The organism is Hymenobacter lapidiphilus (assembly GCF_013377885.1).
Classification (GTDB): Bacteria; Bacteroidota; Bacteroidia; order Cytophagales; family Hymenobacteraceae; genus Hymenobacter; species Hymenobacter lapidiphilus.
The window spans coordinates 59,907-80,760 of sequence record NZ_JABKAU010000001.1 but is presented as its reverse complement, the minus strand read 5'-3'; the positions used below and the strand labels follow the sequence as shown (position 1 = coordinate 80,760).

The following is a 20,854-nucleotide window of genomic DNA, read 5'->3' as shown; positions in this document are numbered from 1 at the left end:
TGTCTTCGATTCAGAAAGGGGTTTATTCACTTGTTTTAACATTTGAATACATCAGTATAACGCCTCAGATTCTTGTTTTAAGTAAGCCACACACGCGTTGGTTTGCAGAGCCAGCAAGATGATGGCTATAACAAGATGATGGCTATAACGGGAGGTCGTCACATCAGCTACTCTCCTTCAGGGCACAACAAATACCATCCACCTGTTTATTCATTTGTTTATACAAATGAATAACCTACAAAATACCTTTAGTGCTTGGAATTTCCATGCGGCCCGCATCACGCACCAGCGCCATTTTGATGGCCTTGGCTACGGCCTTAAAAATAGCTTCAATCTTATGATGCTCGTTCTGCCCTTCGGCCTTAATGTTGAGGTTGCAACGAGCAGCATCGGCGAAGCTCTTAAAGAAATGGTAGAACATTTCGCAGGGCATGTCTCCTATTTTCTCGCGCTTGAACTCGGCATCCCACACCAGCCAGGGCCGGCCCGAAAAGTCAATGGCCGCCTGGGCCAACACATCGTCCATAGGTAGCAGGAAGCCATAGCGGGCCAGTCCGCGCTTGTCGCCCAGCGCCTGGCTGAAGGCTTCGCCCAAGGCAATGGCCGCGTCCTCGATGGTGTGGTGCTCGTCGATATGCAGGTCGCCCTGCACCTCAATCTTCATATCCACGCCCGAGTGCTTACTGAGTTGGTCGAGCATGTGGTCGAAGAAGCCCAGACCGGTATGCATCTGCGGGCGGCCCTGACCGTCGAGGTTGAGCTCGATACGGATTTTGGTTTCGTTCGTGTCGCGCTGCACCACGGCGGTACGGGCGGGCAGGCGCAGGAACTGGTATATTTTCTCCCAGCTCATCGTCGTGAGGGCGGCGCGCTCATCAGCCCCCTCCCCTTCCTCTGGCTGCAGCAGGATAGACTGGCAGCCCAGGTTATGGGCCAGCTCCACGTCGGTCAGCCGGTCGCCGATGACGAAGGAGCCCGGCAGGTCGTAACCACTGGCTTCGCCCAAGTACTGCTGCAGCATGCCGGTACCCGGCTTACGGGTGGGCTGGTCCTCGTGGGGGAAGCTCCGGTCAATATGTTCGCGCACGAACTCCACGCCTTCCGAGCGCAGCACGTCGAGCATCATCGTATGGGCCGGCCAGAAGGTGTCCTCGGGGTAGCTGGCGGTGCCCAAGCCATCCTGGTTGCTCACCAGCACCAGCTCGTAGTCCAGCTCGCGGGCAATGCGCGCCAGACCGGTAATAGCGCCGGGTACAAACTGGAATTTCTCCCGCGTCAGCGCGTCTACCTGAAAATCCGTCGGCGGCTCGACGAGTATTGTACCGTCGCGGTCAATGAAGAGTACTTTTTTCATGAGTAAGTAAAAGTGTTGGTCACTCAGGCGCTGTAAGGGTTGTAGTTGTCGTTAACATCAAACTCACGACCTCGACGGCTTGAGTAACAATAAATGCATCTAGGCCCACCGACGAATCAATCGTGCAGGTGAGGTCACCGTCCTGTTCGTCAAATTCCATTTTCAAGATGACATTTTGATGACCAAATCCATCAAAGTCGATTTCCTTGATGCCCGTAAACCGAAGTTCGATTTCGCATTGCTTTGCTAGTCGATAATAACCGCGCTCATCCGTGTCGCGCGTTGTCTCGAAAGCTTCAATTAGAAAAACAACCGCCGGATAATAGCCTGGATTGGCTTCAAACGTTACTTTTCTGATTTCTGCATCGTGAAAACCTGGCCAATACCCGAAATGCTGAATGACCACCTCCGAATTGGCTATTCGATGAATCACCGGGTTTTCGATCATAACGTTACTCCGCAAACTCCCCCAGCGCCCGCAGCAACTGCTCGTTCTCGGCGGGCGTGCCCACGGTGAGGCGGAGCGTGCCGGCACAGCCGGGCTGGGTGGTGCGGTTACGCACAATAATGCCCCGGGCTACCAGGAAATTGTAGAGGGCCGTGGCGTCGGGCTTGAAACGAACCAGCAGGAAGTTGGCATCCGACGGAAACACCTGCTCCACGATGGGTAGCGCGGGCAGGCGCTCGGCCAGCCAGTCGCGACCCACCAACAGCTGCTGGCGCAACTGTTCGGCGCGGGGCGCGTCGTGCAGGGCGGCCAGCGCGTGCTGCTGAGTGGCTTCGGAGATATTGTAGGGCGGCTTGATTTTATTGAGGTAGCCGATGACGGCCGGCGAGGCGAAGGCCATACCCAGGCGCAGCCCGGCCAGGCCCCAGGCCTTGGAGAAGGTTTGCAGCACCACCAGATTCGGAAACTCGGCGAGGCAGTTGATCCAGCTGACGGCCGGCGCGAAATCGGCATAAGCCTCATCCACCACCACCAGCCCACCGAAACCGCGCAGAATCTGCTCGATGTACTCGGTGTGCAGCAGGTTGCCGCTGGGGTTATTGGGCGAACACACCCACACGAGTTTCGACTTCGAAGCCAGCACTCCGGCCACAATTTCGGGCGAGAGCTGGAAATCGGGCGTGAGTTGCAGGCGCTCCACGGCCACATCATTAAGGTTGGCGGCCACCTCGTACATACCGTAGGTGGGCGGCAGAATGAGCAGGCTGTCCTGGCCGGGCACGCAGGTGAGGCGCACCAGCAGGTCGATGGCCTCATCGGAACCGTTACCGAGGAAAATCTGTGCTGGGCTCATGCCTTTTAGCTTCGCCAGCTCGGCTTTCACGGCCCGCTGCTGCGGGTCGGGGTAGCGGTTGAACCGCTCGGGGCCGGCGCTGCCGAGGCTGTTCTCGTTGGCGTCGAGCATCACCTGGGCCTCGCCCTGAAATTCGTCGCGGGCCGAGGAGTAAGGTTTCATGTCCCGCAGGTTGGGCCGCACGAGGCTATCAAGGTTGAACATAAATCAGAGATTTTGCGGATTTATCAGCTGATTGCGCTGATTCATTTTAGGTTAACCGTCATGCTGAGCGTAGTCGAAGCATCTCTACCGCTTCGCTGCAATGGCATCAATTACTACTGCGGTGGAGATGCTTCGACTTCGCTCACCATGACGGTGTATATTCATTCCTACTCCTCACTCCCGGCTAACGCCTCCAGCCGCAATGTGACGGCGCGGGCGTGGGCACGGAGGCCTTCGGCTTCGGCCATCGTTTCCACCACGGGGCCCACGTTGCGCAGGCCTTCGGGAGTCAGGCGCTGGAAGGTAATTTTCTTGAAGAACGAGTCGAGCGATACGCCGCTGTAGTTGCGGGCGTAGCCGTTGGTGGGCAGCGTGTGATTAGTGCCCGAGGCGTAGTCGCCCACAGCTTCGGGCGTCAGGTGACCCAGAAAAACCGAGCCCGCGTTGGATACGCCCGCGGCCAGCGGCTCGGGGTTCTCCACGGCCAGAATCAGGTGTTCGGGCGCGTACTCGTTCGAGAAGTCCAGCATTTCCTGGGCATCGCGCAGCAGAATGGCCCGGCTTTCAGTCAGGGCCTGAGCCGCTACTTCGGCCCGGGGCAGTTCGCGCAGCTGGCGTTCCACTTCGGCTTTGGTCTGCTCTAGTATAGATAAGGAGTCGGAAAGCAGAATCACCTGCGAGTCGGGGCCGTGCTCGGCCTGGCTGAGCAGGTCGGCCGCCACGAAGGCGGGGTTGGCCGTGGCGTCGGCCATCACCAGCACTTCCGAGGGGCCGGCCGGCATATCGATGGCCACGCCGTAGCGGGTGGCCAGCTGCTTGGCGGCCGTCACGTAGCGGTTGCCGGGACCGAAAATCTTGTCTACGGCCGGCACCGACTCCGTTCCGCCGCTGAGCGCAGCCACGGCCTGGGCCCCGCCGGCTTTTACTATCGTATCAATCCCGAGTAGCTGGGCCGTGAACAGGATGATTGGGTTCACCGCGCCATCCTTCTGGGGCGGCGTGCAGAGCACGATGTTCGGGCAGCCCGCCAGCTTGGCCGGCACACCCAGCATCAGCAAGGTGCTAAACAGCGGCGCCGTGCCGCCCGGAATATACAGGCCCACCCGCTGCACGGGCACCGCCCGCCGCCAGCAGAGTACGCCCGGCATGGTTTCTACCCGCTCCTCGGTTGGCACCTGAGCTTCGTGGAAGCGCAGAATATTGGCGTAAGCCTGCCGGATAGCCGCCTGGAGCGCGGCCGGAACCTGGGCTTCGGCCGCGGCTAACTCCTGAACCGAGACGCGCAGACCGCCCGCAGCAGCCAAATCGGCCCCATCGAACTGTTGGGCGTAATCGAGCAGGGCCGCGTCGCCACGCTGGCGCACGTCCTCAAAAATCTGCTGCACGCGTTGCGCCACATCGGCACCCTGCTGCTGGGCCGCCCGCTGCTGCAATGCGGCCCACTCTGCCCGCAAAGGATATTGAACTACGTTCATAAGCTGTTAGCTGATAGCCGTTAGCTGATAGTCTTCTGGTCGGGCTTCCCTATCGGAAGCTAACAGCCAATAGCTAACAGCTAACAGCTGAGTTAGCTGATCATTTTCTCAATCGGGAGCACCAGGATGCCTTCGGCGCCGACGGCCTTGAGCTGGCTGGTGATATGCCAGAAGTCGTCTTCGTTCACCACCGACTGCACCGACACCCAGCCTTCTTCGGCCAGCGGGGTAATAGTGGGCGACTTAATACCGGGCAGCAGCTGCTTTACTGCGTCCAGGGCCGCAACGGGCGCGTTCAGAATGATATACTTATTGCGGCGGGCTCGGCGCACGGCCTGCATCCGGAACAGCAGTTGCTCGAGCAGCTCCTTCTTCTCGGCGTTCAGGTTTTGGTTGGCAATGAGCACGGCTTCGGAGCGGAACACGGTTTCCACTTCGCGCAGACCGTTGCCAAGCAGCGTCGAGCCACTGCTCACGATGTCGCAGATGGCCTCGGCCAGCCCGATGCTGGGGGCAATTTCCACCGAGCCGCTGATGGTGTGCAGGTGGGCCTGCACGCCCTGCCCGGCCAGGTAATCGCCCAGGATTTTGGGGTACGAGGTGGCAATGCTCACGCCTTGCAGACTCTGGATGGAGTCGTAGGCGGCGGCGCGGGGCACGGCCAGGCTCAGGCGGCACTTGCTGAAGCCCAGCCCTTCCACTTCCAGCTCCGGAAAGCCGGCTTCCACCAGCACGTTCTGGCCCACAATGCCCAGGTCGGCCACGCCGTCCTGCACGTAGCCAGGAATGTCGTCGTCGCGCAGGTACAGGATTTCGAGCGGAAAGTTGGTGGCTTCGGTTTTGAGCTTGTTGGAAGCCGCGAGGAAGCTGATACCGCACTCCCGAATCAGGTTCAGGGAGTCTTCGCTTAAGCGGCCGGATTTCTGGATAGCCAGACGGAGCATTCTTTTTTGATTAAGAAGTAAGAATCACAAATTGGCCGTTTGGGCTCAATTGATGATTAGGGAAGAGTTGACAGCTGGCCCGGGTGGCCGAAACGGCGACGGGAAAGTGGAAAAGCAGAACAGAAAGGGAGACCCACAACGGTTTGGTAAGGCCAGAGGCCGACCGGGCCACCGTTTTTCCGGGGGCCGGGGAGCCTGATGCAACTCGCCCAACGGGTCAATATGATGCGTTCATTCCTCTAGAAAGAGGAATGGTGCCCGTGATGATGCCAGGTGGCAGACTCAGACGCGCCGGCCCCGGCCGGGCGGCCCGCTACGGGGGCGGCCGGGTGGCTCAGGGCAGTAAAACGAGGCGCGGAGAAAATCATAAGGGCTAAGTAGCGGGGCAAATGTACGAGCAGACCAACAGGATGAAAACTTTTCTCTAAAAAAATTATCAAAAAACCGAGAACTTCACGTTTCCCGTAACAGGTCAACCTACTTTTGGCACCATTGTTACTGCATAACCGGCGGTGCGGTTGTCGTGCCGGCTATGTTACAGTTTCCCGCCCCGCTTTGTTTGCTGACTTATGCCTATTGCCCGCTCTCTCGCTCTTCGTTTCGGACTTCTGCTTGCCCTAAGCACCGGTAGCTCGCTGGCGGCCCGCGCCCAGACCACCCCGGCGCCGGCGCCCGCATCGGCGGCTACCCCGTCTCCTCTGGCTGGCGAGCCGGCACCGGCGGCGCTGCCGCCGCCCAGTACGGGCGTGCCGACTGGCATTGAGCTGCTGCTGCCCCAGGCCAGCCCCCGGGCCCTGGTAGCCCAGACCGTGGGCCTTACCGACGTGACGGTGGAGTACCACTCGCCCTCGGTGCGGGGCCGTACCGTGTGGGGTGGGCTGGTGCCCTACGAGCAGGTGTGGCGCGCCGGGGCCAACGAAAACACGCTTATCCGCTTCTCGACCCCGGTGCTGCTGAATGGGCAGCGCGTGCCCGCCGGCCAGTACTCCTATTACGTCATCCCTCACCAGGACCGCGACTGGGAAGTGGCGCTCAACCGTGTAACTACCCACTGGGGCACCGATGGCTACGACCCGCAGCAGGACATTATCCGGGTGCCGGCCCAGACTGAGCAGGCCCAGTTTCAGGAAAGCCTGCTTTATTGGTTTTCCAACGTGCGGCCCAACGGGGCCCACCTCAACCTGACCTGGGAAAAGCGTACCGTGGTACTGCTGTTCGAGGTAGAAGTACACAAACAGGTGCTGGCGGGCGTCGAGCGGGCGCTGCTGCAACAGCCCAACGACTGGGAGCTGCTGGCCCAGGCCGCCGACTACCTCGTGCAGAACAACCTGCAGCCCGAGCGGGCCCTAACCTGGATCAACGAGTCGATCCGGCTGCAGAGCGAGGTGAGCAACAACTGGATAAAGGCCCGCTTGCTGGCCCAGCAGCAGGACTACGGCACGGCCATCGTGTACGCCCGAAAGGCCATCAAAATGGGCGACAAAGACGACGAGGCGTTTAAATCGCGCCTGCCCAACATGCGCCTTTCGCTCACCGAGTGGCAGGCCCGGGCGTATTAGATATTAGGGAAACCATAGAATTATGGAACGGCCGCTGCTAGTTGCAGCGGCCGATTTTTTGTGGTTTATCTTGCGCGGCATGGACGCTTTGCTTGCGGTGTGCCGCGCCATTCATCCGCTTTCCCCAAGCCTGGAGGCCGAATTGCACCGGCTGGCGCGGTCCGAGACGGTGCCGGCCCGCACCCTGCTACTCGAACCCGGCACTGTGGCGCAGCGGCTGTATTTCCTGGAATCGGGCCTGGTCCGGGGCTTTTATCTGAAGGAAGGCAAGGAGGTTACGTCGTGGTTTATGCCAGCAGGCAACTTCGTGATTTCGATTCTGAGCTTCTTTTCGCGCCAGCCCTCCCACGAGTACCTGCAGGCGCTGGCCGAGTGCCGGGCTTGGTCGCTCACCCACGAGCAGGTGCAGGCGCTGTACCGGCAGTTTCCCGAGTTCAACTTCATCGGCCGGGTGCTCACCGAGCGCTACTACGTGCTCAGCGAGCAGCGCGCCCTCGACCTGCGCATGCTACCCGCCGCCGAACGCTACACCCGGCTGCTGCACGACTTTCCGGCCCTGGCCCAACAAGTGCCGCTGCACATGCTGGCCTCGCACCTGGGCATTACCCCCGAAACCCTGAGCCGCCTGCGCGCCCGCCGCGCCGGCTAGCTACGATCTTGACAAATGTCAAGGGTTGCGGGCGGCGCGGCCCGCACCTTTGGAGCATGGTTTTACCCCCTAACCCTGCTCCGATGAATCCGTTGTTTTGGACGCTGCTGCTAAGCTGCGACTTTGTCATTAGCTTGACCCACCTGCTCGAATGGGGCGCCCCACCCATGCTGGTTGTTATTTTCGCGGCCTTCGCGTTCTGCTTTGTGCTGGAGCGCGTGGTGCCGGGCTGGAAGCTGCCGCGGGTGGCTACCTGGCCCTTCCGGGTGCTGGTCATCAACGGCGCTCAGCTGCTGGTGGTAGTGGTGGCGGGCCTCACCTGGGAGAAATGGTTTTCGGCCTACTCGCTGCTGCACGTTTCGCGCTACCTGGGGCCGGTGGCGGGCGGGCTGCTGGCCTACGTGGTGGCCACGTTCGTTTTCTACTGGTGGCACCGCTGGCGCCACACCCAGGACTTTCTGTGGCTGCACTTCCACCAGATTCATCACAGCCCCCGCCGCCTCGAAGTCATCACGTCCTTCTACAAGCACCCACTCGAAATGACCGTCAATTCGCTGCTGGGCGGGCTGCTGGTGTTCACCGTGCTGGGGCTGAGCCCAGCGGCCGGGGCCATATACACGCTTTGCACGGCGCTGGGCGAGTTCTTCTACCATACTAATGTGCGCACGCCCCGCTGGGTAGGTTACATTTTCCAGCGCCCCGAAATGCACCGCGTTCATCATCAGTACCAGCAGCACAGCCACAACTACGGCGACCTGGTTATCTGGGACTACCTCTTCGGCACCTACCGCAACCCCGCCACCTTCGAGGCCACCTGCGGCTTCGACCCCGAAATGGAAGAGCGCCTCACCGATATGCTACGCTTCAAAGACGTACATGCGGAGGAGGTGAGATAGTGAGTTGTGTTTAAGAGCTTGATAGCACGTCATGCTGAGCGCAGTCGAAGCATCTCTACCACTTCGTTGGATTACTACCACAACGAAGCGGTAGAGATGCTTCGACTGCGCTCAGCATGACGTGCTTTTATCTACTGGCACCTACCGCTAAAAACGGGCAATTACCCGCAGATTTACCAGGCGGCGCGAAAGGAAGTTGGGTACGCTGTATGTCAGGCCGTTGAGGTCCTGCACGTAGTTATAGCCGGCCAGGTTGCTGGCCCCGAGCACGTTGAGCACTTCCAGGCTCAGCCACAGGGTTTGCAGCTGTACGCTGCGGCCACTGGCAGCCAATTCGGCGGCACTGCGCAGGCTCACTACTTTAGTGAAGCCCAGATCGGCCCGCCGGTAGGCGCGGGTGAGTTTGCTGGTGCCGCGCAAATCGGGCGCGTCGGGGGGGCTGAAGGGCAGGCCGGTGCCAAACACGAAGTTCACGTAGCCTTTCACCGAGGGGTCGTTCGGCAGGTTGTCCTGCAGGAAAATACCCAGGTTCAGGCGCTGATCAGACGGCCGGCGGATGTAGCCCTTGGACTGGCGGCCGATAACCTGGCCTCTGGAATCGAAGACGTTGAGCGAGTCGCCGACCAGATTTTCGCGGGTTGTGAGCACGCCCAGGCTGAACCACGACTCGGTGCCGGGAATGAACTCTCCGCTCACCCGCGCATCGAAACCGGCGGCGTAGGCCTTGGCGTTGTTGTTGGCCTGGTAGCGCAGGCGCACGTTGTCGATGTCGTAGGGCACCACATCGGTGAGGTACTTGTAGTAGGCCTCGCCGGTGAAGCGAAACGGCCGGCCCCAACTCCGGAAGCGCAGCTCGTTGCCCACGATAAAATGGAGCGAGCGTTGGGCCCGCAGATCGAGGTTGAGGGCGCCCTCCTGGCTTTGCGGAGCGCCGGACTGAAAGCGCAGCTCACGGTAGAAGGGCGGCTGCACGTACACGCCGGCCGCCGCTTTCCAGGCCAGCCGCGGGTTGCGGGTACTCCGGAAAGCGTACTGCACCCGCGGGCTGAGGGTGGTCTGCCCATTCACAGTCCAGTAGTTGAGGCGGGCGCCGTAGGTGAGCGTGCGTAGCGAATCGAAGCGGATGGTGTGCTGGGCGTATCCCTGGGTGCGGGTACTGTTCAGGCTAAGGTCGGAGCGCAGGCGGGTACGACGAAAGTCGGGCACAAAGTCGGCCGAATCGACGAAGCTGTACTCGTTGAGCACGTCGTTTATCTGCTCGCGGCCGGCTTTCAGGCCCCAGCGCACGGTGTGGCGTAGGCCTGGCGTCCAGGTGCCGCGGGTTTCCAGCGAGGCTATACGGGCTTCGAGGGAGTTGCGCGAGTTCTTGAAAAGTTTGCCCACCCCACGCCGATTCAAGTCTGTGCCAAAATCGGGCGAGTTTGGGTCGCGGTTGATTTCGGCAATTTTGTAATCCGCTTCGACGTCGCGGTACTCGAACTCGCGCGAGTACAGCAGTCCACCCAGCAGCTCCAGGCGCAGGTTGTTTCGCAGCTGATGACTCAGGCTCAACCCGCCCTGGTAGGTATCATACTGCATCCGCTCCCGCCCTTCGTAACCGATAATGAGGCGCGAAAACTGGTTGACACCGGTGCTGAACGTGCTTTCGCCGCTTTCGGGGTTGAAGCGAAAATCGTTGTGGGCAAACGTGTTCAGCACGCTTATCGTAGTGCGGTCGAGGTTGTCCTTAGGTCCCAGGGCCAGCGTAATCAGGCTTTGGCCGTCGTAGAAAGTGGGGTTGTAGCCGCCCTGCTGCTGCTGGAGCGAGTTGAAGACGTAGGAGGCGTTTTTGTAACGTATCCCGGCCAGGTAGCTGACGCGGCGGTTGGGCGAAGCGGCCTCTACGTGGGCCGTGCCGCCCACCAGGCTGCCCGTAGCCGAGGCCCCGAACTTGAGGGGCCGCTTGTACTCAATGTTGAGCACCGACGAGAGCTTGTCGCCGAATTTGGGCTGCCAGCCCCCGCTCGAAAACTCAATCGTATTTACCAGATCGGGGTTCACGAAGCTCAGGCCCTCTTGCTGGGCCGTCGTCACCAGAAACGGCCGGTACAACTCGAAGCCGTTGACGTAAATCAGGTTTTCCTCGTAATTGCCGCCCCGCACCGAATACGTGCTGGTCAGCTCGTTGGTGCTGGTTACACCGGGCAGCGTTTTAAGGATGGCCGAAAAGTCGCCGAAGGGCGAAGGAATTTCCTTGGCGGCGCGCGGCTCCAGCTGCATAATACTCACCTGCTCGCGGGTATCGGTGCCGTCCTGGCGGCCGCGCACGGTTACGTTGTCGAGGGCCCGGCCATCATCGGCCAGTACCGGGCGTAGCTCCGGGTTCTGGGCCAGATCGAGTTTCAGGCGTTCGAGACGGTAGCCAATGCGGCGCAGTACCAGCACCGGGGCCGCACCACCGGCCACCGGCCGCGCTACGCTCAGCGAAAAGCGGCCCTGCTCGTTGGTACTGGTGCTGCCCGTCTGGCCCTCCACACCTACTGTTACGTCCTCCAAGGGCCGGCCGCTGCCGTCGCGCACTACGCCGGTTACCGTTACGCGGCTGGTTTGGGCCAGCACCGGCGTGGCCAGGCCGGCCAGTAGCAACACCGCCGCAGTGCCCGGGCGGGCAGCGGGAGCCGTCAGCAGCCGGAGCCACAACCGAGTAGGAACACCGAAAAAAACGCGGAAATCAGGCAGCATCCGCAGGGCTTAGTCGTTGGTTTCGAGGGCTTCAGGGGCCAGCTCGGCCCGCATCCGGGCCAGGGTGCCCACGGGGTCGCCGTCTTTGAACACAAACGAGCCGGCCACCAGCACATCGGCGCCGGCCGCCACCAGGGCGGGCGCGTTATCGAGCGTTACGCCGCCGTCCACCTCAATCAGCGCCGACGAGCCGCTGTCCACCAGCAACTCTTTTAGCTGGGCCACTTTGCGCAACGTGTTCGGAATGAAGGCCTGCCCCCCGAAACCGGGATTAACTGACATAATTAGTACCACATCCAGGTCGGCGGCAATGTCTTCGAGCAAGCTCACAGGCGAGTGCGGATTGAGGGCTACGCCGGCCCGGCAGCCCAGCTGCTTGATTTGCTGCACCACGCGGTGCAGGTGGGTGCAGGCCTCGTAATGCACCGTTATCACCGCGGCCCCGGCGTCGCGGAAGGCGCTCAGGTAGTGCTGGGGCTCTTCAATCATCAGGTGTACATCGATGGGTTGCTTGGCGTAGCGATGCACGGCTTCGAGCACCGGAATGCCGAACGAGATATTAGGCACAAAGCGGCCATCCATCACATCGAAGTGCAGCCAGTCGGCGGCCGAGGCGGCCAGCATTTCGGTTTCGGCCTGCAGGTTGCCGAAGTCGGCGGAAAGAAGCGAGGGGGCCAGCAGCGGGGCCTGGCGACGAGTCGGGTTCATGCCACGAAAGTAGTCATTACTCAACTCAAGTTGGGCAGAACAGTGTAGGGGCGGAGCTTGGCTTCGCCCGCCGTCAAATGATGCTTTGAATGACTATTCTCAAGCCCTGCAAAGCACGTGCTAACGGCGGGCGGGGACAATCCCCGCCCCTACACTGTTCTGTGCAACCTGAATTACCTAAGCCGGCTTTTCGAAGGCGCGCCAGTCGAGCTTGCCGTCTTCGGTTTTGCGCAGGAACACGGTCTGGTCGTCGTCCTGGCGCTTACCGAAGGTTACGTCGCCGCGGCAGTCTAGGCACTTGAGACTGGTGTATTTGAACTTACCCTGCGCCTCACGGGCCGTCAGGTCGAGGTTGTCGGAGCCGCAGAGGCCGCACTTGGCCACATCGGGGAAGCTAAGCCGGTCGTACTCGGCCACCGTTTCGTGGAAGTTGGCCCCCTGGACCGTGAAGTGAAACTGGCGGCGGCCGAGGCGCCTGGTAACCATCATTTGCAGCATAACGAAAGAGAAAAGAAGATGACTTGGTAAACGGCGGCGCGAGGACTTACCCCAAAACCGGGATGCCGCCGGCAACCTACTTCAACTGGAAAACAATGCCAAATTACTAATAATTTTTGCATTTTAAAAGCCAACTTATTTAGCAAACTTATCATCAGTACCGACAACCAAAAAAGCTTTATCTGGTTTCTTGTAAACTATTGATATAGCTACAATTGCCTCAGAAATTGCGCTTCCAAGGCTTTCTACCTCATTTTGTATCAACGGTCGGCGAGTCTGGCCAGCAGGATATAGCTTTCCTAAGTACTATTGGTAGTTTATGCAGAATATGTGTATTATATAGCAAGTGTATCTGCCAGCAACATGGCAGAATGCGCCCGTTTTGAATTGCCGTCAGCCTGCTTTTGAGTGCCTGCTTACTTGCCTGCCCCACTATGCCCGCAAATCCTCAACGCTCTGCCCCAACTACCTTTTATACACCTGCTATGCCTGAGTCTGCTTTTAGCCGGCCAGCGGGCCGGCTCCGCCGATATTTAAGCAGGTGGCCACAGGTAGTAGCGGCCTGGCTGCTCCCACTGCTGGTGTTGCTGTCAGCTACCACCGCAAGCGCCCAAACCGGCCCAACGGGCCCGCCGAAATGCAGCGAGGACGAGAAGTTTGCCAACACCTGGTATTTCGGCTTCAAGGCCGGGCTCGATTTCAACATGGCCACCGATTCCATCAAGCCCACGGTGCTTACTAATGGCGCCATGGACGCGCCGGCCGGGGCCGGGGTCATGTCGGACGGTAGCGGCAAGATTCTCTTTTACAGCAACGGCGAAACCGTTTGGAACGGCGACGGCACTGTGATGACCAACGGTACCGGCCTGGCCGGCAGCCGGCTCGTTACCGACGGCCCTCTGCCTATCCGGATGCCCGGCAGCCCGCCCCCGGGTTCAATGGGTGTGGCAACGCGCTACCTGCTCTTCACGCAGGACGCGGCGGGCGGGGCCCAGGGCCTCCGTTATTCCGAAATCGTTATTCCGGCCGGCGGCGGAGCCGGCACGGTGGTAGCGGCCACCAAAAACACACTCCTTACCACGGGTACCGCCGAAAAAATGACGGCCGTATTCCATAAAAACGGCTGCGACATCTGGCTCATCGTGCACGGCTGGGGCAGCGCGACTTCCGGCACCGCCAACCGCGGCGACGCTTTTCTGGCCTACCGCGTGAAGCCTCCTACCGGCGGCCTGGGTACGGGTCCGGTGAACATTGATGCACCCATTCCTTCCGCCGTGGGCGCGTTGCATGCGCCGAGCGTGTCGCCGGTGGGCTACCGCGGGCAGATGAAGGTGACGCCCGACGGCCAGCAGCTGGCCCTGGCCCGCTACAGCGACGTAACCACCGACAGCAGCAGTACCGTGGAGCTGTTCAGCTTCGACACCGGGACGGGCGCGGTCAGCAACCCCCGGATCATCGATGCCGACCAGGGTGGCTACTATGGCGTGGCGTTTTCGCCGGGCCGCAGCCGGCTATACGCCACCGTGCTGGGCGCGGCGCCCCGGCTGCCACAGTTGCTGCAATTCGACATCAGCACCATTGGCACCGGCGCCGGGAATGGCCCGGTAGGCCGCGAGGTTATTCCGCTTGGGCAAACTACCCCGGTAAACCTGGGCTCGATGCAAACGGCCCCCGACGGAAAGATTTACGTGGCCCGCGAAAACCAGCCGGCCCTGGGCTTCATTCCCTACCCCGATTCGCTGGGTGCCGCCATTGCCTACGCCGACGACAGCCTGCAGCTGGGCGGACGCCTCAGCGGCCTGGGCCTGGTCAACTTCAACCAAAGCTCCCTGTTGCGCTTTGGCTTCAGCGGAGAACCGACGGGGTGCCTCCAGTATACTTTCGAGGCTCCTCAGGTTGAGTTTGACACCCCCCAGTACGCCTGGGATTTTGGCGACGGCACCACCTCAACGGCGCAAAACCCACCCCCACACACCTACCCCCGCCCCGGCGACTACGAGGTGACGCTGCGTATTACAACGGAGTGCTTTTGCCGGGAGAGTAAGAGCGTGGTCCGGATTTTCGGCCCTCCTACCCCGGGCACCATTGCCGCCAACCAGGCTGTGTGCGCCGGCGACATCCCGGCTTTACTCACCAGCGCCACCCCGGCAACAGAAGGCACCGGGCAGTTTGACTACCAGTGGCAGCGTTCGGCCGACGGTAACACCTGGGCCGACATTACGGGCGCAACCAGCGAAACGTATCAGCCAGTAGCCGCCAATGCCGACGTTTTCTACCGGCGGCTGGTTACCTCGGGCTTCTGCGCGCCGCGTACGCCGACACCTTCCATTAAGATTACTGTGACGCCGGCCGTAGTGCCCGGCACCATTGCCGCCAACCAGACCGTATGCGTGGGTACCGCGCCGGCCCCGCTTACCAGCACGACGCCGCCTAGCGGGGGTACCGGCTCGTTCACTTTTCAGTGGGAGTCTTCGCTCGACAACGCCACCTGGACGGCCGTAGCAAACGGCACGGGCGAGACGTATGCGCCGGGCCCGCTCACGGTTACGACCTCCTTCCGCCGCCAGGTTAGCTCCGGCCCCTGCGACAGCATTGCCTCCAACGTCGTCACCATCACGGTTACACCGACCCTGACGGCTGGCACCATTGCAGCCAGCCAGGCCGTTTGCACCGGGGCGGTGCCGGCCCTGCTCACCAGCCCGACGGTCGCCACGGGCGGCAGCGGCCCTATCACTTACCAGTGGGAGTCGTCGGGTGATAACACTACCTGGACGCCCATTACCGGCGCTACCAACGCCACGTACCAGCCGGTTGCCCTCACGGTTACTACCTTCTTCCGTCGCCGGGCCAGCTCGGGTGCGGGTTGCGCCCCGGCCGTGTCTAATGCGGTGACAATTACGGTGGCCCCGGCAGTGGTGGCCGGCACCATTGCTGCCGACCAGACGCTGTGCCGAGGCGCCACGCCCGCCCGCCTGACCAGCACCGGCGACGCTACCGGCGGCCTGGGTGCCTTGACCTACCAGTGGGAGATTTCGACTGACAACACCACCTGGACGCCCGTGAGTGGGGCCACCAGCGCCGACTATACGCCGGGCCCGCTTACGGTTACCACCTTCTTCCGCCGCCAGGCCCTGACGGCGGCCTGCGCCCCGGTGCTATCGAATGTGGTGACGCTGACGGTGCTGCCCGACCTGCTGGCCGGCACCATTGCCGCCGACCAGGACATCTGCGCGGGTACGCCCCCCGCGCCGCTGAGCAGCGCCGGCCCGGCCACCGGCGGAACCGGCACGTTCGCCTACCAGTGGGAATCGTCGCTGAACAACAGCACCTGGACGGCCGTGGGCGGGGCCACTGGCCCCACTTACCAGCCAGCAGCCCTAAGCGCCACTACGTACTTCCGCCGGCGCGTTACGTCGGGCACCGGCACTTGCTCCACCCAGGTTTCCAACGTGGTAACCATCCGGGTGCTGCCCTCAATAACGCCCACCGTCACCGTGGCCCCGCTGCCCGCTTCGTGCCCCGGCACGCCGCTCACCTTCACGGCCGTGGCCACCGACGCGGGAGCCACGCCGGCTTACCAGTGGTTTGTGAATGACATTCCCGTAGCCAGCGGGCCGACCTTTACCAGCAGCACGCTGGTTACCGGCGACCGGGTGCGGGTAGAAGTAACTGCCAGTGCGGGCCTGTGCAGCACCGGGCCGGCTACGGCCACCGTTACCGTTACGCGCACGCCTACCCCCACTCCTACCCTGGTTATTGCCCAAGAAGCTGGGCAGGCCGCCTGCGCGGGCGAGCCCCAGACCTTCCGGGCCACCAGCGTAACGGACGGCGGCACGAACCCCGCTTACCAATGGCGGATAGATGGCAACGACGTACCCGGGGCCACAAACCCGGTATTCACCAGCAGCACGCTGCGCGACGGCCAAACCGTGACGCTGCGCCTGAGTACGGCCAACAGCTGCGGGCCGGTAACGGCTACTTCCAATGCGGTAGTGGTGCGCGTGCAGCCGACGGTTAAAATAAGCGCCGGCCCCGATAAGGAGGTTATCCTTGGCAACTCGGTGGTGCTGGAAGGAACCGCCGATGGCACTTACCCCGTCACGTGGACCCCAACAGCAGGCCTCGATTTCTCGGGCAACGACCCACTACGCCCCCGGGCCTCCCCGACTACCACCACCACCTACACGCTCTCGGCCGGAGTCGGTGGCTGCGCCGCCACCGACCAGGTAACGGTAACGGTGCGCGAGGCCATCCGGATTCCTAACGCCTTCACGCCCAACGGCGACGGCCGCAACGACACCTGGCAGATTGAGTTCATCGAGCAATTCCCCGACAACACCGTCACCGTGTTCAACCGATGGGGAGCCCAGGTTTTCTCGGCCCAGAACTATAGCCGGGCCAACGAATGGCGCGGCGACATCAACGGCAAGCCCGCGCCGGTCGGCACCTACTACTACGTGGTCGTCATCAAAGGCCCCTTGGGCAAGTCCTACAGCGGGTCGCTGACGGTACTTTATTGAGTTGGCAGCAGTGCGCGGCTGCTGCTAGCTGGCAGCCGCGCACTGGCAGATGGCACCTGATAATTAATACTCCTGCTGTTATGAAAACATCTTTTCCCTTCCTGTCGCTGCTATTGCTGCTAATTGCTGCGCCGGCCTTGGCCCAGCAGGAGGCCCAGTACAGCCAGTACATGAACAACAACTACCTCATCAACCCCGGCGCAACGGGTGCAGAGGACTATATCGATGTGAAGTTCAGCTACCGGACCCAATGGGTGGGGCTGGAGGGCGGCCCGAGAACCTACTACGCCAGCGTCAACTCGTCGCTGGGCAAGTGGCTTACCACTGATAAGCGCACCCGCCGCGACCTGCGTCGGCCGTTTCATGCTATCGGCGGCATGGTATACCGCGACGCAACGGGGCCCATCAGCCGCACCAGTGCCTACGTTTCGTACGCCTATAACGTGGTACTCAGGCCCAACCTGCGGGCTGCGCTGGGCATGTCGGCGGGCCTGCAGCAGTTCGCCGTCGATGGCAGCAAACTGCGGTTCTTCGACCCCGGCCCCGACCCGCTGGTACTGGCCCCCAACGAATCCTCGCGGGTGCTCGACGGCTCGGTTGGCCTGTGGGTGTACAGCTCGAATTTTTTCGTGGGCGTATCCAGTACCCAGCTGCTGGCCAATAAGCTCGATTTCTCCTACGGTCCCAACCAATTGGCGTCCGGCTCGGGCAACTCACTCCGGCGGCACTACTTTTTCACGGGTGGCGTGATGCTGCCGCTGACCGATGATTGGTCTCTGGTACCCTCCGTGCTGGTCAAGGCCGTTAGCCCGGCCCCAATTTCTGTCGATGTCAATGCCAAACTCAAGTATCAGGATTTGCTGTGGGCCGGCATATCGTGGCGCACTTCCGATGCGGCCGTGGCAATGGCCGGCGTTAACTACGAGCAGTTTGCGCTGGGCTACTCCTACGACATAGGCCATTCGCGGCTGTCGCCCTACCACAACGGCACCCACGAAATACTACTGGGCCTGCGGCTCAAGAAGAAGGCGCAGGTGGTCTGCACCAACCGTTTCTGGTAGCCACGCAACCCGTGAAGCTATTTGCAAAGCCGGCAATGGTCCCGAAACGGTCATGCTGAGCTTGCCGAAGCATCTCTACCGCTTCGTAGCAGTCGTTGAACGAAGCGGTAGAGATGCTTCGGCAAGCTCAGCATGACTGCCTTTTAACTTTGAAGCTGTTTAGGAAGTGCCAGGAATCAGTTAGGACGTCATGCTGAGCGAAGTCGAAGCATCTCTACCGCTTCGTAGCAGTCGTTTAACGAAGCGGTAGAGATGCTTCGACTTCGCTCAGCATGACGTCCTTTTGACTTTCTAAACAGCTTCCTTGTAAAACAAAAAAGCAGGCCCGAACGGGCCTGCTTTTTTTAGTGTCTATCCAATTGATGGCTGTTTACTCTGCTACCGCTTCACGAAGCGTACTGCCTGCTGCTGCAGCCCCTGCCCGATCAGGCAGGTGAAGACGCCCGACCGCAACGCCGCCGTTTCGAGCCGTACCACGCCGGTAACGGCCGGCGCCACCTGCTGGCTGGCTACCAGCGCCCCGCGGGCATCATAAATCCGGATTTCAAGGCCACCCGTGCCTAGTCCGGCGGGTAGCTGCAGATACAGCGGCTCGCCCGCCTCGACCGGATTGGGATACGCATACATGCCGCCGGCCAACCCGCGGGCCGCAGCAGTGGATAGCGGCGTGCCGGGGTTAGCCAGGTTGTAGGCCCGTACAAAGTCGGGGATGCCGTAGCCCAGGTTGTTATCGGGGGCCGTGGCCTGCGAGCCGGAGCGTTGCAGCAGCGTGATAACCTGCTGAGCCGTGAGGCGGGGGTTGGCCTGCCAGAAACCGGCCGCCATACCTGCCAGCACCGGACAGGCAAACGAGGTACCGTCGCCCCGCGAGATGGAGCCGCTCGGATTTACAATGGCCGTGGCCACGCCCATGGCCGACAGGTTGGGCTTGAGGCGGCCATCGGCAGTGGGTCCGCGCGAGCTGAGGCTGCCAACCACACCCAGCGAGTCGGCCGCGCCTACCGTCATGATGGAGTCGGCGTCGGCCGGGGCCAGCACATGGCGCCACGACCGGTTGCCCTCATTACCGGCAGAATTGACTACCAGCATGCCCACACGAGCCGCCACCGCAGCCGCCCGCGTCGAGAGGGCCGTCCGGCCGTTCATGTCGGCGTAGCTATAGCTGGGCGAGGGCGCATCGAATGTATTATAACCCAGTGAGGAGCTAATGATGTCTACCCCGGCCGAGTCGGCGTACTCAGCCGCTACCAGCCAGTTCACTTCCTCAATGGGGTGTTCGCTACGGTTCACGTCATCTTCGGTGATAAAAAGCAGGAACGAGGCTTTTGGAGCCGTCCCCACGAAGCGCCCCGGCTCGTCGGCGGCCAGGATACTCAAGCACTGGGTGCCGTGGCTGTTACGCTGGAAAACGGAGGGCGATTTCTCTACCACGTTAAACGTGCTGAGCAGGCGGTTTTCGGTGAACATGGAGGCAAACACCGAGGCCGTGTTCACGCCCGTAAAGCCGGCATCGAACACGGCAATCTGCAGGCCTTCGCCCCGGAAGCCGGCCGCGTGCATGCGCTCGGCCCCAACCTGCTTTACCTGCGCGTAGGCCCGGCCGTACTGGCTGCGGTCGGCCGTCGTTTGCTCGGCAGGAGCTGGAGCCGCAGGGGCCGTTTTGGGCTGGGGGCTACCGCCGGCCTGCCCACGATTGAGGGTGCGGGCGCTCAGCACGAAAGGCAGCGCCTGCACCTGCGCCAGCGTAACCGAGTCGCAGGCGACTATGGCGGCGTTGAACCAGCGCGAAGTGTACCATAGCTGCACGCCGGGCACCGACTTTACCTGCTGCACGTAGCCGGGGCTAACCGGCAAATCGCGGGGTAGCACGGTAATCTGCTGGCGCTGGCGCCGCTGCAGCGCCCGCCCCGACAGAAATTCCTCGGGCCGGCTTGTGCTGAAGGGCGTGCCGGTTTTGTCACGGAAGTAAATCAGGTGCCGGCGCACCGTGTTTTTGGCCACATCCGTAGCCCTGGTGGGCGGCGTTGGGCGGGCGGCCAGGGTCGGTAGGCTCAAGCCCACCAGCAATCCAATCAGTAGCAAACGACGCATGCGCTGGCAAAGTAAGTTGAACGTTCAGGGGACCCTGCTTTGCCGTTTGAACCGCCAGATCCCCCGAACGTCAAACGTACTAACGCGTTGCCTGGCGGCGCCCGCTAGTTACTGCTCTCAATCAGCACCTCATTGCGCGACTGGCCGAGCTTCCGGACGAAAGGACTCCGGCAGCCCTCAGCCCCCGAGCAGTCGTTTTTGTAGCGGCGGCTGACGCGGTTTACCGGCCCTACGCCCAGCGCGAAGGTGGTACGCTGAATGGTAATTTCCACCGCATTGATGGAATTCACCAGGTCGTTTACCGTGGTAATGGTATTGGGGTAGGTATAGACTTTGCCGTCGCGCGTAACAGCGAAAGGCTGATTGACCTGCTGATAAAAGCGGGTGACAGCCACCACCGTATCGAGGGAGTTGAAGGCGTTGTAGTTCCAGCTTTTGCCCTCTACGGCCGGCAGCACCAGCGCCACCGTGCGTCGGTTGTTGAACTGCTCCGTTACGTTCAGCGGGGCCACCGTTACGGTCAGCACCGAATCGGGCTGCCAGACTCCGGCGGCCGTAGCACGGCGCGACCGGACCACCTGATACACCAGCTTGCCGGCTGCATCAGGCTCGGGGGCAGCCAGCACCTGCTCCCGGAACTGGAACCGGCTGGCGGTGGGCACGTTGTCGCGCCACACAGTATCGGCCACGTCGTAGATGCGGAAGCTACCCACACTCAGCGGGTAGTAGTCGGGCAGCAGCTGTGGCTGTATCTCGGCGTTGTCGCCGCAGCCGGCCAGCAGCAGTGTTGCCACCGACAGACCCAGCAGCCCAACTAATCCATTCCGGCGCAAATAACTCTTATTCATTAGGTAGTAATTGATAAGCGGAAGG

At 61.6% G+C, this 20,854-nt stretch carries 16 protein-coding genes; 5 read left to right on the top strand and 11 right to left on the bottom strand.

What is annotated here, in order from left to right; genetic code table 11:
* Window positions 1-235 precede the first annotated feature (235 nt).
* From hisB to hisG, 5 genes are all read right to left on the bottom strand, one after another.
* Window positions 236-1,354, bottom strand: coding sequence for a bifunctional histidinol-phosphatase/imidazoleglycerol-phosphate dehydratase HisB (gene hisB, locus HW554_RS00335; protein ID WP_176906359.1), 1,119 nt, complete (start codon window positions 1,352-1,354; stop codon window positions 236-238).
* Between the two features lie 19 nt (window positions 1,355-1,373).
* The gene (locus tag HW554_RS00330; RefSeq protein WP_176906358.1) at window positions 1,374-1,802 is read right to left on the bottom strand and encodes an Imm50 family immunity protein; all 429 of its coding nucleotides are present in this window, start codon (window positions 1,800-1,802) and stop codon (window positions 1,374-1,376) included.
* A gap of 4 nt (window positions 1,803-1,806) precedes the next feature.
* Window positions 1,807-2,859 (bottom strand): histidinol-phosphate transaminase, encoded by a 1,053-nt coding sequence (gene hisC, locus HW554_RS00325; RefSeq protein WP_176906357.1) that lies wholly within the window; start codon window positions 2,857-2,859, stop codon window positions 1,807-1,809.
* 167 nt (window positions 2,860-3,026) lie between these two features.
* Window positions 3,027-4,334, bottom strand: a complete 1,308-nt coding sequence (hisD, locus tag HW554_RS00320) for a histidinol dehydrogenase (RefSeq protein ID WP_176906356.1) — start codon at window positions 4,332-4,334, stop codon at window positions 3,027-3,029.
* A 92-nt stretch (window positions 4,335-4,426) separates the two neighbouring features.
* Window positions 4,427-5,278, bottom strand: coding sequence for an ATP phosphoribosyltransferase (hisG, locus tag HW554_RS00315; RefSeq protein WP_176906355.1), 852 nt, complete (start codon window positions 5,276-5,278; stop codon window positions 4,427-4,429).
* A 569-nt stretch (window positions 5,279-5,847) separates the two neighbouring features.
* Here hisG and HW554_RS00310 point away from each other — a divergent pair.
* The 3 genes from HW554_RS00310 (at window position 5,848) to HW554_RS00300 (ending at window position 8,382) form a co-directional block, all read left to right on the top strand.
* Complete coding sequence (locus tag HW554_RS00310; protein WP_176906354.1) at window positions 5,848-6,837, top strand: DUF2911 domain-containing protein; 990 nt, start codon at window positions 5,848-5,850, stop codon at window positions 6,835-6,837.
* A 79-nt stretch (window positions 6,838-6,916) separates the two neighbouring features.
* Window positions 6,917-7,486, top strand: a complete 570-nt coding sequence (locus HW554_RS00305) for a Crp/Fnr family transcriptional regulator (protein WP_176906353.1) — start codon at window positions 6,917-6,919, stop codon at window positions 7,484-7,486.
* A 167-nt stretch (window positions 7,487-7,653) separates the two neighbouring features.
* Window positions 7,654-8,382 carry a sterol desaturase family protein gene (locus HW554_RS00300; protein WP_176906510.1) on the top strand — a complete coding sequence of 243 codons (729 nt, stop codon included), beginning with the start codon at window positions 7,654-7,656 and terminating at the stop codon, window positions 8,380-8,382.
* Between the two features lie 147 nt (window positions 8,383-8,529).
* Here the strand turns inward: HW554_RS00300 and HW554_RS00295 are convergent, their stop codons facing one another.
* The 3 genes from HW554_RS00295 to HW554_RS00285 all read right to left on the bottom strand — a co-directional run bounded on the left by HW554_RS00295 (window position 8,530) and on the right by HW554_RS00285 (window position 12,300).
* Entirely contained in the window at window positions 8,530-11,103 is a 2,574-nt protein-coding gene (locus tag HW554_RS00295; protein WP_176906352.1) for a TonB-dependent receptor, read from the bottom strand.
* A gap of 9 nt (window positions 11,104-11,112) precedes the next feature.
* Complete coding sequence (rpe, locus tag HW554_RS00290; RefSeq protein ID WP_176906351.1) at window positions 11,113-11,811, bottom strand: ribulose-phosphate 3-epimerase; 699 nt, start codon at window positions 11,809-11,811, stop codon at window positions 11,113-11,115.
* A 177-nt stretch (window positions 11,812-11,988) separates the two neighbouring features.
* A complete protein-coding gene (locus HW554_RS00285) occupies window positions 11,989-12,300 on the bottom strand; it encodes a hypothetical protein (RefSeq protein ID WP_176906350.1) in 312 nt (103 codons plus the stop codon).
* A gap of 494 nt (window positions 12,301-12,794) precedes the next feature.
* On the opposite strand from HW554_RS00285, the gene HW554_RS00280 reads away from it, so the two are divergent.
* Window positions 12,795-16,829, top strand: coding sequence for a T9SS type B sorting domain-containing protein (locus HW554_RS00280; RefSeq protein WP_176906349.1), 4,035 nt, complete (start codon window positions 12,795-12,797; stop codon window positions 16,827-16,829).
* Here HW554_RS00280 and HW554_RS21055 read toward each other — a convergent pair.
* Window positions 16,777-17,001, bottom strand: coding sequence for a (2Fe-2S)-binding protein (locus tag HW554_RS21055; protein WP_394354297.1), 225 nt, complete (start codon window positions 16,999-17,001; stop codon window positions 16,777-16,779). The two genes, HW554_RS00280 and HW554_RS21055, sit on opposite strands and share 53 nt — an antisense overlap.
* Here HW554_RS21055 and HW554_RS00275 point away from each other — a divergent pair.
* Window positions 16,910-17,890 (top strand): PorP/SprF family type IX secretion system membrane protein, encoded by a 981-nt coding sequence (locus HW554_RS00275; RefSeq protein WP_176906348.1) that lies wholly within the window; start codon window positions 16,910-16,912, stop codon window positions 17,888-17,890. The genes HW554_RS21055 and HW554_RS00275 overlap by 92 nt on opposite strands.
* 378 nt (window positions 17,891-18,268) lie before the next feature.
* Here HW554_RS00275 and HW554_RS00270 read toward each other — a convergent pair whose 3' ends face one another.
* Both HW554_RS00270 and HW554_RS00265 read right to left on the bottom strand, forming a co-directional pair.
* Window positions 18,269-19,981 (bottom strand): S8 family serine peptidase, encoded by a 1,713-nt coding sequence (locus HW554_RS00270; protein WP_176906347.1) that lies wholly within the window; start codon window positions 19,979-19,981, stop codon window positions 18,269-18,271.
* Between the two features lie 104 nt (window positions 19,982-20,085).
* Window positions 20,086-20,829: a hypothetical protein gene (locus HW554_RS00265; protein WP_176906346.1), complete on the bottom strand. Its 744-nt coding sequence runs from the start codon at window positions 20,827-20,829 to the stop codon at window positions 20,086-20,088.
* Window positions 20,830-20,854: the final 25 nt, after the last annotated feature.